Origin of the sequence: Lactobacillus delbrueckii subsp. delbrueckii DSM 20074 = JCM 1012 (assembly GCF_001433875.1) — a bacterium.
Lineage (GTDB): Bacteria > Bacillota > Bacilli > Lactobacillales > Lactobacillaceae > Lactobacillus > Lactobacillus delbrueckii.
Window position 1 is genome coordinate 1 of sequence record NZ_AZCR01000034.1, and the last position, 14,673, is coordinate 14,673.

Consider the following 14,673-nt stretch of genomic DNA (forward strand, 5'->3'; position numbering starts at 1 on the left):
ATTTTTTGTGCTCTGATCCAGTGAAAACGATTTTTCTTACTGGATCGGAACAGTGTTCAATTTGATTTTACAATCGACGAAAAATTAATACTTCAGCTTGCCTTCAGCCACTGCCTTGAGGTGCTGGCCGTAAGGGCTCTTGCCGTAGTGCTTGGCAGCTTCCATCAACTTGTCTTCGCCAATCCAGCCGTGCACGTAGGCAATTTCTTCTGGGGCTGAGATGCTTACCCCAGTCCGTTCTTCTACCATCTTAACAAAGTTGGAGGCGTCAACCAGGCTCTGCATCGTCCCGGTATCCAGCCAGGCGTAGCCCCGGCCCAAAAGCTGAACGTCCAGGGTGTTGTCGTTTAAGTACATCTCATTCAAAGAAGTGATTTCCACTTCCCCGCGGGCACTTGGCTTAACCTGGGCAGCTCTTTCGCTCACGCCAGCTGGGTAGAAGTACAAACCAGTTACAGCGTAGTTGCTCTTTGGCTGAGCTGGCTTTTCTTCGATGGAAATAGCGTGGCCATCCTTGTCAAATTCCACAACCCCGAAGCGTTCCGGATCGTTGACGTAGTAGCCAAAAACCGTTGCCCGGCCAGCTTCCGCGTCCTTGGCGGCGTTTTCTAGCATGTCAGTAAAGCCGTTGCCGTAGAAGATGTTGTCGCCCAAAACCATGGCGCAAGGTTCACCGTTGATGAAGTCTTCGCCCAAAGTAAAGGCTTGAGCCAGGCCGTCTGGACTTGGCTGCACCTTGTAAGAGAGCTTGACGCCAAATTGTGACCCGTCGCCCAAAAGTTCCTTAAAGCGCGGAGTGTCAGCTGGCGTGGAGATGACCAAGATGTCCTTGATCCCGGCCAGCATCAAGGTTGACAACGGGTAGTAGATCATTGGCTTGTCGTAAACAGGCAAAAGCTGCTTACTGGTAACCAGGGTTAATGGATACAGACGAGTGCCTGAACCACCTGCTAAGATAATTCCCTTCATTTTTTCTCTTCCTTGCCTCTTACTTTTCGTCTAAAACTTGCTTCTTGCCGTACATCTCCTGGTAGTAGTTCTGGTAGTCGCCAGAGATGATGTTTTCCCACCATTCCTTGTTGTCCAGGTACCATTGGATGGTCTTCTTGATACCGTCCTTGAACATGGTTTCTGGCAGCCAGCCCAGTTCTTCGTGAATCTTGGTTGGGTCGATAGCGTAACGTTGGTCGTGACCCTTGCGGTCAGTAACGTGTTCGATCAAGGAGTAAGGCTTGTCCAGGTAGTCGCAGATCAGCTTAACGATGTCGATGTTGTGCATTTCGTTGTGGCCGCCGATGTTGTAGACTTCACCAACCGTCCCCTTTTCCAAAATGAGGTCGATGGCCTTGCAGTGGTCTTCAACGTAAAGCCAGTCGCGGACGTTTTGGCCTTCACCGTAAACTGGCAAAGGCTTGTCGTCCAAGGCTCTTTGGATCATCAATGGGATCAGCTTTTCCGGGAATTGGTAAGGGCCGTAGTTGTTTGAGCAACGGGAAATAGTTACAGGCAGGCCGTAAGTTCTGCCGTAAGCCCCGACCAAAAGGTCAGCGCTGGCCTTTGATGATGAGTATGGGCTGGAAGTGTGCAGCGGCGTGTCTTCGTGGAAGAAGAGGTCTGGCCGGTCCAGTGGCAGGTCGCCGTAAACTTCGTCAGTTGATACTTGGTGGTAACGCTTGATCCCGTACTTGCGGCAGGCGTCCATCAAAACGGAAGTACCGATGATGTTGGTTTGCAGGAAGATTTCCGGGTTTTCGATTGACCGGTCAACGTGGCTTTCTGCGGCGAAGTTAACCACAACGTCCGGGTGTTCTTCTTCAAAAAGCTTGTAGACGCCTTCACGGTCGCAGATGTCCAGCTTGACGAAGCAGAAGTTTGGTTTGTCCATGACATCCTTCAGGGTTGACAGGTTGCCCGCGTAAGTCAGCTTGTCCAGACAGATGATCTTGTAGTCTGGGTGCTTCTTCATCATGTAGAAGACAAAGTTGGAGCCGATAAAGCCGGCACCGCCGGTAACGATAATTTTCATGTAATGAACCTCCAAGTTCAACTAATCATTTTTGCTTGCTGACTCAAAGTATAAAACATGACGTAACGTAAGCTTCAATAGGGAAAATAAAATAACTGCCGTTTTCAAAAAAATGGCAGCTATTTGCGGCAGATAAAGGTCCCAGCGTCTTTAGTAATGTGGAAGCCCCCGGCGACCTCGTCTTCAACGAATTGCTTGAATTCCTGGTAGCGGTCCAAGAGAAGGGCGTTTTGGTTGCCGTGGCAGGACAAGATATAAGAAATAACGGGTTCTGCTTCACCTAATTCGATAGCGTCCTCGTAGCGCTGGCAGGTCACTTGGGCAAAAGACGGAGCCAGGATCTCTTCCCCGTTGTCTAAGCCAAAGCGGTCATAGAGGTTGACGGAAGAGAGTACGATTTGGGAGTTGAACTCCTGGACCAGATCAGTGATTTCGTGCATGTGGCGCTTGCTGTAAGTTGACGCGCAGAAGCGGCCGCCTTTTTTCAAAACCCGGCGGACTTCTTTAAGGACCTGAGGGATATCGTCGCAGTAAAAAAGCATGTGGTTGGCGACGACCAGGTCAAACTCTTCGTCAGCAAAGGGCAAGTGAGCAGCGTCGCATTGGTCATAGGAAAAGCGGCTGTCTTCGCCGATTTCCTTTTTGGCATCGGCCAGCATCCCTTCTGAAATGTCGGTCAAGATGACCTGGCAGTCCTCCGGCAGACGGTAGCAGCTAGTGGCCCATAGTTCACCGTTCCCGCAGCCGATCTCTAAGATTTTTAAACCAGGAGTCAAGTCCAGCTGGCGAAAAAGCCAGGGGAACCAGCCCTCCTTGTTCATGGAGTAGTCCCGGTGCAGGCGGATCCGGGCAGAGATGTTGGTGGCGTTCTGGTACTGGGTCTTGAGACTCTGGGTCATGGTTGACCGGTGGAGCAGTTCCAGCATCCGGCTCCAGTCAACAGGCTTACCAGCTTCCAGGGTTTGGGTGGTTGAGTCGATGGCGGCTTCAACGGCGGTCATTTCTTCAATCCGCTCTTCCACCAGCCGGCGCTGGATCTGAAGGGAATCCAGGAGGCGGCGCCGGTCGCTGGCCCCCAGGGTCAGGCCGCGGATTTCCCCTAAGGAAAAGCCCAGGTACTTTAACAGGAGGATCTGCTGAAGCTTGGCGAAGTCAGCGTCACTGTAGCGTCAGGCCCCGCCCTTGCTTCTGGCTGAAGGCTTGAGGAGGTTCTGCTGGTCATAGTAGCGGATCGTTCTGACGGACACGTGGGCCCGCTTGGCGAATTCACCGGATGTGTAGTAGTCGGTCATGGAAACTCCTTTCTGCCTTAGATTATAACCGATTTTTTCCAGGCAAAAATACCCTTGAGCTCGAGCTGGAGTTCAAGGGTAAAATTTTACAGATTCAAGGTGAAGTGGAGGGCGTTGTCGACCTTGCTGGCGATAACGTCGTATTCCAGCGGGTGTTGCCGGAAAAGATTGTCAATCATTGTATAAGTCAGACCCAGGCAAAAAGTTTCCACAAAGTCCTTGGCCTGCTGATCAAAATCCGCCCCTTCTTCTTCAACGATCTGCTTGAGCAAAACGGCAATATGGCTGGAAATTTCCCCGACCACATCAACCTCTGTCTGGCTTTCATAGACGCTCTTATAGAACTTTTTATTCAGTTCGATCCCGTAAAAGACCAAAAAGATGATACCTTCCCAGTCCAGGTAGCCGATATTGCTCTCGATATCGTTTTCCATCATCGACTTGATCGTATAGTCCAAAAGGTCAAACTTGTCCTTAAAGTTCTCGTAAAAAGTCTGTCGCCTAATCCCGCTTTGCTTCATGATCTTGGCAACACTGACATGGTTAAAGCCGTTTTTAGCCACCTCATCTTTAAAAACTTACGAGATGTGCAGCTTTAAACATTCTGACATTGGCTAACTCTCTATTTCAACAATGCCTGCAGGCCGCTAGCTAAAAGACCACCGGCGATTGGCCCTAAGACAGGAACCCAGGCATAAGCCCAGTTAGCCACGCCCTTGTTTGGCACTGGCAAAATCGCGTAGGCCAGACGAGGTGAGAAGTCCCGGGCCGGGTTCAAGGCAAAGCCAGTCGTTGGACCCAAAGCTTGACCAACAACCATGATTAAGAAACCAACAATTAATGGCTTTAAGCCTTGGGTGAAGTTGCCCAGGTTGAGCAAGGTGAAGATGAAGACAAAAGTCGCGATCGTTTCACTCAAGAAGTTGAAAACAGGGTTGTTGATGGCTGGGCCAGTCGCAAAAATCCCCACGCTGTTGCCTTCGTCAGCCTTAGTCGCCTTGAAGTGCGGGTAGTAGTGCAGGATTACCAGAGCTGCCCCGACAAAGGCGCCCAGGAATTGCCCCAGCAAGTACGGCATTACCTGGCTCCACGGGAAGAAGCCGAAGGCCGCGAAACCAATAGTTACCGCTGGGTTGAGGTGGCCTTGTGCGCCGAATTGGCCAGCCACGTAAACGCCGAAGGTTACCGCCATTCCCCAGGCCAGGGTGACAAACAGCCAGCCCTGCCCCTTGGCATAAGCCTTATTCAAACTGATCCCGGCCCCGCAGCCGACACCCAGCACGATCAAAATCATCGTTCCTAAGAACTCTCCTAAAAATCCATTCATTTGCACTTTTCCTTTTCTAGTTCAGTCTAATATCCACATTATATTGTAAGCGCTGCCACTTAACAAGGGATTTTTGTCTATTTTGTACAAAAATCTCTCCTTTCCTACTCCCGTCTACTTCCACGCTTAAATTCCAGCAAGACCCGGTTACATAAAGACAGCCCAGCAAACGGCTGGCCAGCTTTTTCCCGCTGGGCAAGAGGCGGGCCGACTTTTTCGCCAAAAAGTAACAAGCCAGACAAGTCACCAGGTCGGCAAGCAAGGTTGCCAGCGCTGCCCCTGCTTCCTTAAAGGCCGGGATCAGCAGGAAGTTCAAACAAATATTAACCACAGAAGTGATGCTAATTGCAAGCAAGGCCACCTTCTCCTGCCGGGCCGGAACTAAAACCGCCGCCATGTAAAACCAGCCCAATAGCGAGAAAACCAAGGCCAGGCCCAGAAACTTCATGGCCCCTGCAGCCGGCGCGAAATCTAAGTCCGCGGTTAAAATGACAACCTCCTCGCCTAAAGCAAACAAGGCGCAAGCAGCCGGCAAGGCCAGCGTCACTAGCAAATCCGCGATCTGCCGGGCCAATTTTTGAAAAAATTCTCCGCCCTTTTGCCCATATAAGCAGGCCAGACGCGGCACGGTCACAACGATCACAGCACCTAACAATTGCTTAAGCAGGGCCGTAACCTTGCTGGCCACCGAGTAAAGGCCTACATAATAGTCGCTGGTCATCACTCCCAGCTGGGCGACATCCGCGCTTACGTAAAGCAGGTTAACCAGGGCGTTGGCGAATAAGACGAAGATAGGCAGGAGGTGCTTTTGCCAAGAAAAGCGCCAGGTCAAAGACCAGCTGCAGTACTTACGCAGCCGCAGAAAGTTGATCAAGTTGGCCCCCGCGCTGGCAGCCACCGTAGTCCAAGCATACAGCAATAGATCGCTTTCATCCTTGACATATGTCAAGAGCAGGATCAGAGACAAAACTTGAAAGCAGATGCTCCGCAAAGCCAGGTAGCCATATCCCTCGTGAATCGCGTAAAGCCACTCGCAGCCCAAGGTCGTAAAAATAATGCCGAAACTAAGCGTCCAAATCAGCGGTCCATATTCCCGCAGCTTGCTGGAAAAAAGCAGACAGGCCGCCAGACCTAAGTAAGCCAATAGCACTAAGGCTGTCAAGAACTCCAAGAAAGCACAAAAGAAAATAAAGAGCATCTACTCTGAGTTTGTCTGGATCTTAGGAATCTTTACAGCAATGTCCTTCGCCATGATGGGCTCCGTCGAGATTCTTGGGAATCTGTTTAGCGACTTAAAGAATCTGTCTAGCGCTTCTCTAGGATATGCTTTCATAGTTGGTGGCGTGTACCTAATCGTCATCTACTTGATAATTTTGATGCTGTTTATCGGCATTAAGAAACTGTTTGCTGATGGGGAATATCAGATTGATTTCAAATTTTGCATATTGCTTTCGATAGTTTCCATTATATTTTTTACCGTAGAAATTGTGCTACTCAATTGCTAATTTCCCATAAATTACTACTCAAAGTACTCTATTACTTGATATATCAACCTTTTAGAGGATTTCGTTGAGTTTAAGTTACAACTCAAAAAATATTATCTTAAACTTCGAAAAAGGCCGTAATAGTAGGCTTTTTAGACATTGAGTTGTAAAATCCTGGGAAATTAGCATCAATACACTTCACTTAACGTAATGCATTAAAGCCCATAAAAGATAAAAGTTCTCCGCTCTGTTAGAAGTGAAGTCTAACAGTTTCAGAGAACTTTTTTTCTAATGCTATTTAATTCTGTACCCGGCTGGTACCATCGCTGTAGTTCAAAACAACGCCGGGCTGGACGTTAAAGACATAGACGTTAAAGGAAACCGCGTTGCTGCCAACAGACTTGGCCTCCATTTGAACGCCACGGGCCAGAAGTTCATCGCCCTTGAAGATTGGCTTAACCCGGTAGCGGACGTAGTTATTTGAAGATTCCTTCAAATAGTCAGCTACTTCATTTTCGTATGGCAGCATCCCCGATACGTTCATTTCTTCCGTACCAGTGATTAGGTTCTTCGGGTTGTTATTCTGTCCAGTCAGCTGGTAGCCGATCAAGTGACTCCGGTTATAGAGCCAACCGCTGGAAATCCGCTTGTTGTGCCAGCCAGTTGGATCCCAGTGCAAAGGTTCTCTTTTAGCAGTCGGCATCAAGGCCTGATTCAGCATTGCATTGGCCGTAGTAGCCCGGTTAAAGCTGTCTAGATTGCCGTAGGTCTGCCAGGCACCACGGCTGGTTGACAGGTCACTTTGGCTGAAGTCTGGTTGGTTGTTATTTACTTCAGTAGACAGTTGCCCGCTATAAGTCAGGGATGCCAGATCAGTTTGCTTTGACTTAGCAGAAGCCGTTTCTTTCGTGGACGTAGTCTGGCTGGTCTTACTACCCGGCTTTTTGGCCAGCTTTTCCTTAGCTTCCTCAGTCTTATCCTTAATAAGATCAGTCTCAGCTTCTAAAGTAAGATTATCGGACTCGTAGTGCTATAAGAAATGTGGAAGAATGTGCGCTTGATACCGGCTGGTTCACATTATGGTCAAGATATTCAACTTTGTGGCTATTACATCATCGATATCTCTACTTCCAGCACCGACATGCTCGGCTGGAACATACCCAGCACATAACATAGGACTCTGCCGGCTTCCATTTCTCTCACGAGCGTTCACTGCCAAGCTTTCGCATTGACAGCGTGGGCGATCTCTGCACTCGGTATGCCCACATCACCTGTACGGCCGAAGCCGCAGACAATGCCTTTATCCGAAGATGAGCAACCGAACTGGCTCACGAGTTCTGAACTCGCTTCTCGCATGTTCTTCCATTTGAGGAATTGCATGCGCGGTCGCAGAAGCCAATTCGCCGCCAAAGCGGCTGATTGGCCTCTCGTCCGGTGAGCCAGCTGCACCGAAACAGCCACTTACGCAACTGTCCAAGCAACAGATGGCATTCCGGCCATTAGCCTGCCCGCATGGATCCTTGCGGATCCTTTAATTTTACAATCGGCGTTCTGGAAATTTTACCAGTGTTCTGAGGGATATTAACCAGGCAGTTGTAGTACATAATGGCCTCCTTTTATCGAGTATGATATTGTGCTCGAATTATGACATAGAAAAGCACATCAATGCAAGCAAAGATGTGCAAAAAATGTGGTATTTTCGCGGGTTTAGGACGATTGTTTAGCTGGCTTGAGTTTGATTGCCATGGGCACGTCAGGCATGCACGGAAATTTGAGAGGAAGATACCAAAAAGTGAACAACAAAAAAGCCACCAGCCTACTTAGGTTTTGCAAGCACTGGTGGTTAAAAGAAGATGTAAATGAGAAAAATAGTTCTAACACTAATTCCCACTTACTGATATTTTAAACTATATCATTGCTCAATGCAATAGTACGGTATATTAATCAACTAGTAATAAACTTTAAGGATCTGATACCTTGGATGCGTAAACAGCTATTGAGTAATCTTTTTACTAAAGCTTTAATATACTGCGCTATTGGGCGCTTACTTAGTTCCTAATTTCCAACTTCTGAATGCGAACTGTTTCTTCTATTTTTCTACGTCCAGAAGCTCTTCAGTTCTTTCAATAGACTGGCCACGATCAAAACCATGACAATTCCTATAGGAAAAGCCACTATAATACTTACACTTTGAATATTTGACATGGAACTGTCACTGAACAGCAGCGCAATCGGAAGTATGATTAACAGAATGCACCACATAAATTCAATCTTCTTTGATGGCTGCTGTCCATCCTCTAGGTGTTTATAGCTGTAGCAGGAAGCTATCAGAGCAATGGAGTCAAAGGTTGTCGCATAGAACGCGATCATCGTGCAGATCAGCCAGATCAATACCACCGGCACGAGTGGCATCATCTTTATAATACCGATGATCAGATCATAGGTATTTGCACCAGCCTGGTACTGTGCAATGAAGTCTGCAGCCCCGGCCATCTGCTTTCCCATGGAATAATTACCCAAAATGATGAAGCTTACACATGTGCTTCCGACACCGAATACATAACCACCTAATATTGTCTGCCGAATCGTACGTCCTTTTGAAATTTGCCCAATGAAGAATGGCGCTGCGATGCTCCATACCATCCAATACGCCCAATAATAGATCGTCCATTTCTGTGGGAAGCTAGATGTACGGAGAGGATCTGTGAAGGTTGCCAAGTCCACAAAATGATTGATCATTCGACCGAAAGACTCGAGTCCCGTTTCAAGAATATATTTACTCTCTCCTCCAAATACCAATACATAAATCAGGAATCCGAAGAACAAATACATACAAGCATTTGCGAGATGGCTGATTCCTTTAATTCCGTGCAGAAGACTGTAAGTATAGATCACGCAGGTGATGATCAGAATAACAATTGTCACTATTGTTCGATTTACTGTAATCCCAAAAAGTGCCTCTATTGCTGCAGCCATCAGAGGCGTAGCTACAGAAAATGTTGTTGCTGTTCCCGCCAGGAGGGCAAATACCGCAAGCAAATCGATGATTCTCCCTGCACATCCGTCTGTATGTTCTCCAAGAATAGGTCGGCACGCTTCCGAAAACTTCTGACGATTTCTTTTCCGTACATGAAGCATAAAGCCAAAAGCTACGGCAAGGACTAAATAAAAAGCCCAAGGAATAAAACTCCAATGAAAAAGAGGAAAGACACCTGCCCATTCCTGAACCGATCCTAGTTCCTTGATATGTGGATCAGAAGCATACATAACCCACTCTGCAAAGGAATAAAACAGAATATCAGCGGCCAGCCCGCACGTAAACATCATTGATCCCCAGACCCAGAAGGAGTACTTTGGCTTCTCTTCCTGTCCGCCCAACACGATCGTCCCGTACTTTGATCCTGCAAGGTAAATGGATACGAAGAGAATCCCCAGCCCGATGATCAGATAATAAACACCAAATGTATCACCGAAAACATATCGGATTTGCCCAACTATCTGATTTGACTGTTCCGGAAATGCAAAAAAAAATGATGCCAGGGACAGAATCAGAATCAACGGAACCAGTGTGATAACCCAATCGATCTGTTCTGAGGCCATTTCTTTTTTTCTTTTCATGATCTTATCCTTTCTTGCTTTGTTCGTATTCTCTATATATTGTCATTTCGTGAACATCAAGAGCCAAAAAAACTCTATCTCATTAAAATTAAGAGACTGGAAACCTAATCTCTCAATCCTCCATCATACAGATACGAATAATGATGCCCGCTTACATCAAAGGTAAAACCAATTGCTTCTGTTGATTTGGCATCCTTCAAACAATTGATATGAACAATATCCGCTTCTGTCACTCCAAGTTTCGATGCAAGTGCCCTCAAGATGCGTGAGTGCGTATTGTTTATATAGCTTTCATCAAATGCCCGAAGCTCATCTAGTGTGTCAAATTCAAAGATGTAGTTAGCCGGATACTTTCGGATTTTCATGCGTAGATGATCAAGATGCTCGATATAGATGTCTTCCCAAAGCTTTTCCGACGTTTCCGGTTCATCATATACCTCATCAAGAATTGTCCGAAAAGTAGAGGAAAACTTCTCATCCCAAAAGGTATGTCCTAACATATACCAGGCATTTTCACCGCCGATTGTAACCTTTCGTATCCATCCGTCGACATCTGTTTCCATGCACCATTCTTTTGTCGGTCCATCGCTATAAACAGCTGCATAATATGCGCTGTCTACTTCTCTTTCAAAAGGATTCTGACTAAAATAATTGTCTGCCGAGCAGATATAGGTATTGGAAAGGATATTCTCAACCACCTTAATGCTGGCATTATTATTTCGAGTGTTATAGTACGGATTGTTGACTAATTGAATTCCAAACTTACCTTTCAGGTACTGGAACTCCTTAGCCTTATACCCTGTTACAACAGTAACATCATTGATACCGCTTTCTTTCAGTTGCCTGATTTGACGTTCGATCAAGACCTCTCCCTTCACCGTAATCAGTCCTTTAGGTCTTTCATAGGAAAGTGGAGCAAATCTTGAACTTGTCCCCGCAGCCATAATGACTGCATTGTCAACGTGATACATCACTTTATCCTCGTTCCCTATTGCGCGTTTACATGCGTTCCACAGCATACCGATAATAATCCTTTGCATATCGATACTGACGAAGACTGTACTCACCGAATTCCACACCAAGATGTGCTTTGTATTCGCACCAATTGGACCAAAGCAGTCCGCAGATTGCGATATAACAGTATATTTTGGTTCTTACTTCTTCGGAACAGTTGTGATCAAAATATATATCAATCAAATGATCGACCTGTTTTCTATCATAGAGACTGTAGATGCAGAACATTGCGATATCTACATGCGGATCCTGCATTCCAGCATACTCCCAGTCAGTGAGCTGCAACTGTTCTGCCCCCGAAGCATCTTGATAAAACAAAAAATTGTCCGGAACCGCATCAATATGTGTCAGGCAGTATTCTCCCTTGTGCTGATCAATATATCCTCTTAGTTGCAGTACATTCTTCTTAGTTTGTTCATAATCTTGATACATAGATCCGGAGCTGTTCCACAGAGACTCGTAAAATTCCATATTCTCAAACAGATCAAAGGAATGGTTTACAATTAGCTTCTCATCGTGAAACCTTCGCAGAAGTTCCATGCATTTCTTTAAATCATCATCGTTATGTGGATCACATTCTCTGACACCGTCTAAGAACTTTGTGATCTTATATCCATTCTCCGGATTGATATAGATAGGATCATCACAGAAGTGAAAACCACTGATTGCCCGATATACATCCGCTTCTTCCCTGCGGTTGATCAGCTGATCCGTTCCTTCTCCCGGGATTCGCATGATATACTTGACACCCTTGCATCGGAAAAGAAAAGACCTGTTTGTCATCCCTTTTTTTAGGATTGTAATATCCGTAATATCATTTGGCCTTGTATTAAAAACATTTTCAATCGTGTGGATGGCTTTGGAATTCAGCTGATTCGACTGATCATCCAAATCGCGCAGTTGCTCATAAGTGTTGATCTCAGTAACATCCGAGGCATGAGCCACCTTTGCCGTTACAATCATTCGATCATCCTTATAAAGAGATGTTTCCCAAAAATCGTTGTCATACCTATTATCCTTGCAAAATGAAGAAATCCTCTCTTTTACCCACTCACAATCAGATCCCGTCAAGTATGAGATACCAACCATAGCATTTCCAGCCTTATTGGTAAGCACAAGTTCATTTTTACGATTCACTCTAACATCAGAATCATCATCGATCAGATCGCTGACCATATACCAGGAATAAAGCTCATGTCTACTAAATGGATTTCGATCACACCAGACATCACAGGGTACTATATAGGTATTATGAAGATGATTCAAAGCCCTGTAGAGCGAATGAATGTTGTTCTTTGTGGCATACTCAGAATTAACGATCAGCTCCACATTGTATTTGTCCATGAGGTACTCAAACTTTTCTTTCATGAACCCTACGACAATATAGATCTCATGAATACCCATTGCATGAAGCTGACGGATCTGTCTTTCAATCAGCTTTTCCCCATTGACCTCAAGAAATGCTTTCGGTGTCTCATGATTGATTGGTACCATCCGCATGCCAAATCCTGCAGCAAGGATAATAGCATTTTGGGGCTGTCTCTCATCCATCAGCTTTTTGGTCTTGGCCGTTGCCTTCATCTCGTCGATATATCCATTCTTTTCCAATGAATTCAATGCTTTATTCACCACGCCAAGTGCGTGACCCGTATATGCAGCCAGTTCCCTTTGATTCTCAAAGGATCGTTGTGCAATTGCCAAAAGAACATCAGATTCTTGTTTGTTCATGGTATTCTCCTTTAGTAATGTTCGTGTTCTTTACTTATAGTACATCTCGTGAACATCAGTGTCAAGAAAAAGGCAGTATTTACGATGATAGACATCCGTATACTACTGCCACTGCCTTAGCCATAAATCGATCATGAGACATGCTCAAATTTAATAAACTTATTTTTTATATACTTGATAGTCGTGATGGCCGACTCTCTCATTTTCAGGCGGGAGTTTCATGTAGTCACCGTAAATATGCTTCAAAATTTTGTCGTACATCCGTGGTATTCTGAATGTGTACTCTTCAAACGGCACCTCTATGTATTCATCAAACCACTCTCGTGGAAAAATATCCTTCTCTCCACCAGAAAGCCACACAACACAGCCAACATATTTATTATCGTCATAGGGCTTTACCCGCGCCAATTTTTCTAATTTATCCTGTAATCTGTCTTTGCCAATTGCCTTAGAAAATAAGTAGAAAGGAAACTTAACCATTTTTCTTAATGGAGAAGTCGTAGTTTCAATAGCAAAGTGATCTCTTGTTGCCTGATAGCAAATCGACGATAAGCGATCTCCCTTAAGGCCATATTGTAATGCCTCTTTCTCTGTATTTCCTAGTCCATCAAAAGGATAAATATCAATAAATACTCCCATTCCGTACGGTTTTTCATTAGCCATTACAATTCTATAACGGTCGTCACTTATTCGGGTGATCATATAGGGATACTTCGGGTTTACATCATGATTAAAAACCTTTAGATTGGGAAATTTACTGATGTTCTTATACAAATAATTCAATAGCTGATCATAATCAGGTCTTGGCATCATTATGTCAACATCATCATCCCAAGGAATATAACCATGATGCCTCACCGCACCAATCAATGTTCCATAAAATAAATAATAACGAAATCCATTTTCTTCGCAAATAGAAGCTATGGTATGCAGAATTTCAAGTGAAATTCTCTGAGTCTGCTGGATTGTAATTGTATTTTCCATTTTCATATTATCGCCTTTAATCGCTAATATTATTATAACTCTTTGCGATATATCTTAATCGCTTTATTGCTAACTTCCCAGAGCAATCAAACTCAAGTCCTTTGAGAAAGTGCCCTAAACCCGCAAAAATACTGTATTTTTAGCACATCTTTGCTTGCATTGATGTGCTTTTCTATGTTATAATTTGAGTATGATATCATACTCAACGAAGGAGGCCATCATGTATTACAACTGCCTGGTTAATATTCCTAAGAACACTGGTAAAATTTCCAGAAATAAGCGGGGGAAGACTACCTACATCGAATACACTTATGCTAGAGAGTACCTTCCCGAGAAGAAATACAACGTCGCCAGAAGAACGACCATTGGGAAAGCCGATCCAGATCATCCGGGAATGATGTTCCCGAACCCCAACTTTGAAAAGTTCTTCCCTGATGTTGAGATTCCTGCCGAGGGAACGGCGGCTGAACCAGTTAATGAATCAAGAAGCAGCTGTATTGGCATCGGTGCCTTCTCCGTAGTCAGAAGAATTATTGAAGACTACAAGTTCGCTGAACACTTGAAGCGCTGGGATGACCGGGGAAAGGGACTGCTTCTTGATCTGGCCGCTTACTCTGTTATCGCAGAAAGCAACGTGGCTCAGCACTTCCCGGATTATGCCTACAACCACCCATTGATGATACCACAGAACAAGATTTACTGCTAATTTCCCAGGATTTTACAACTCAATGTCTAAAAAGCCTACTATTACGGCCTTTTTCGAAGTTTAAGATAATATTTTTTGAGTTGTAACTTAAACTCAACGAAATCCTCTAAAAGGTTGATATATCAAGTAATAGAGTACTTTGAGTAGTAATTTATGGGAAATTAGCATTTACAGTGACTCTACAATCTCGCGCTTCATTCGCGAGATAGATGACAATGACAGGGTCGACTTCTTGAACAGCTGGAACGCCACCCACGATAAGAACGAGAAAATCTACGTTTCCTATGACTCCACCAACAAGAACTGTAAAGCTGGAGATATTGAGATGGCTGAATACGGCCACCCTAAGAACGACGTTGGCGCACCAATCATCAACTACTCGATTGCTTACGATATGACCAATGAGAAGCCCCTGCTTTACGAAAGCTATCCGGGTAGTATCGTCGATGTCTCACAGCTCAAATACATGCTGGAGAAGATTCGCGGCTATGGCT

General features: G+C 45.3%; 10 protein-coding genes and 3 pseudogenes. 2 read left to right on the plus strand and 11 right to left on the minus strand.

What is annotated here, in order from left to right:
* Window positions 1–84 precede the first annotated feature (84 nt).
* The 11 genes and pseudogenes from rfbA to FD23_RS05765 all read right to left on the minus strand — a co-directional run bounded on the left by rfbA (window position 85) and on the right by FD23_RS05765 (window position 13,473).
* Entirely contained in the window at window positions 85–969 is an 885-nt protein-coding gene (gene rfbA / locus FD23_RS05705) for a glucose-1-phosphate thymidylyltransferase RfbA (protein WP_052933779.1), read from the minus strand.
* 19 nt (window positions 970–988) lie between these two features.
* The gene (rfbB, locus tag FD23_RS05710; protein WP_025895990.1) at window positions 989–2,026 is read right to left on the minus strand and encodes a dTDP-glucose 4,6-dehydratase; all 1,038 of its coding nucleotides are present in this window, start codon (window positions 2,024–2,026) and stop codon (window positions 989–991) included.
* A 119-nt stretch (window positions 2,027–2,145) separates the two neighbouring features.
* Window positions 2,146–3,318 (minus strand): annotated as a pseudogene (locus tag FD23_RS05715) (MerR family transcriptional regulator).
* Between the two features lie 86 nt (window positions 3,319–3,404).
* On the minus strand, window positions 3,405–3,881 hold the full coding sequence (locus FD23_RS05720; RefSeq protein ID WP_230844913.1) for a TetR family transcriptional regulator: 477 nt from the start codon (window positions 3,879–3,881) through the stop codon (window positions 3,405–3,407).
* 59 nt (window positions 3,882–3,940) lie between these two features.
* The gene (locus tag FD23_RS05725) at window positions 3,941–4,645 is read right to left on the minus strand and encodes an MIP/aquaporin family protein (RefSeq protein ID WP_013440193.1); all 705 of its coding nucleotides are present in this window, start codon (window positions 4,643–4,645) and stop codon (window positions 3,941–3,943) included.
* A gap of 16 nt (window positions 4,646–4,661) precedes the next feature.
* Window positions 4,662–5,795 carry a lipid II flippase MurJ gene (locus tag FD23_RS09705; protein ID WP_230844914.1) on the minus strand — a complete coding sequence of 378 codons (1,134 nt, stop codon included), beginning with the start codon at window positions 5,793–5,795 and terminating at the stop codon, window positions 4,662–4,664.
* Between the two features lie 632 nt (window positions 5,796–6,427).
* Window positions 6,428–7,156, minus strand: a pseudogene (locus tag FD23_RS05745) (DNA/RNA non-specific endonuclease); the annotation flags it as partial.
* Window positions 7,157–8,226: 1,070 nt separating this feature from the next.
* A complete protein-coding gene (locus FD23_RS05750) occupies window positions 8,227–9,747 on the minus strand; it encodes a BCCT family transporter (RefSeq protein ID WP_052933780.1) in 1,521 nt (506 codons plus the stop codon).
* A gap of 104 nt (window positions 9,748–9,851) precedes the next feature.
* Entirely contained in the window at window positions 9,852–10,718 is an 867-nt protein-coding gene (locus FD23_RS05755; protein ID WP_230844915.1) for an NTP transferase domain-containing protein, read from the minus strand.
* Between the two features lie 28 nt (window positions 10,719–10,746).
* The gene (locus tag FD23_RS05760) at window positions 10,747–12,489 is read right to left on the minus strand and encodes an NTP transferase domain-containing protein (RefSeq protein WP_052933781.1); all 1,743 of its coding nucleotides are present in this window, start codon (window positions 12,487–12,489) and stop codon (window positions 10,747–10,749) included.
* A 159-nt stretch (window positions 12,490–12,648) separates the two neighbouring features.
* Complete coding sequence (locus tag FD23_RS05765) at window positions 12,649–13,473, minus strand: LicD family protein (protein WP_025895980.1); 825 nt, start codon at window positions 13,471–13,473, stop codon at window positions 12,649–12,651.
* Between the two features lie 220 nt (window positions 13,474–13,693).
* Between FD23_RS05765 and FD23_RS05770 the strand changes: the two genes are divergently transcribed.
* Window positions 13,694–14,179 (plus strand): hypothetical protein, encoded by a 486-nt coding sequence (locus tag FD23_RS05770; protein ID WP_052933782.1) that lies wholly within the window; start codon window positions 13,694–13,696, stop codon window positions 14,177–14,179.
* 232 nt (window positions 14,180–14,411) lie between these two features.
* Window positions 14,412–14,673, plus strand: a pseudogene (locus tag FD23_RS10545) (IS1634 family transposase); the annotation flags it as partial.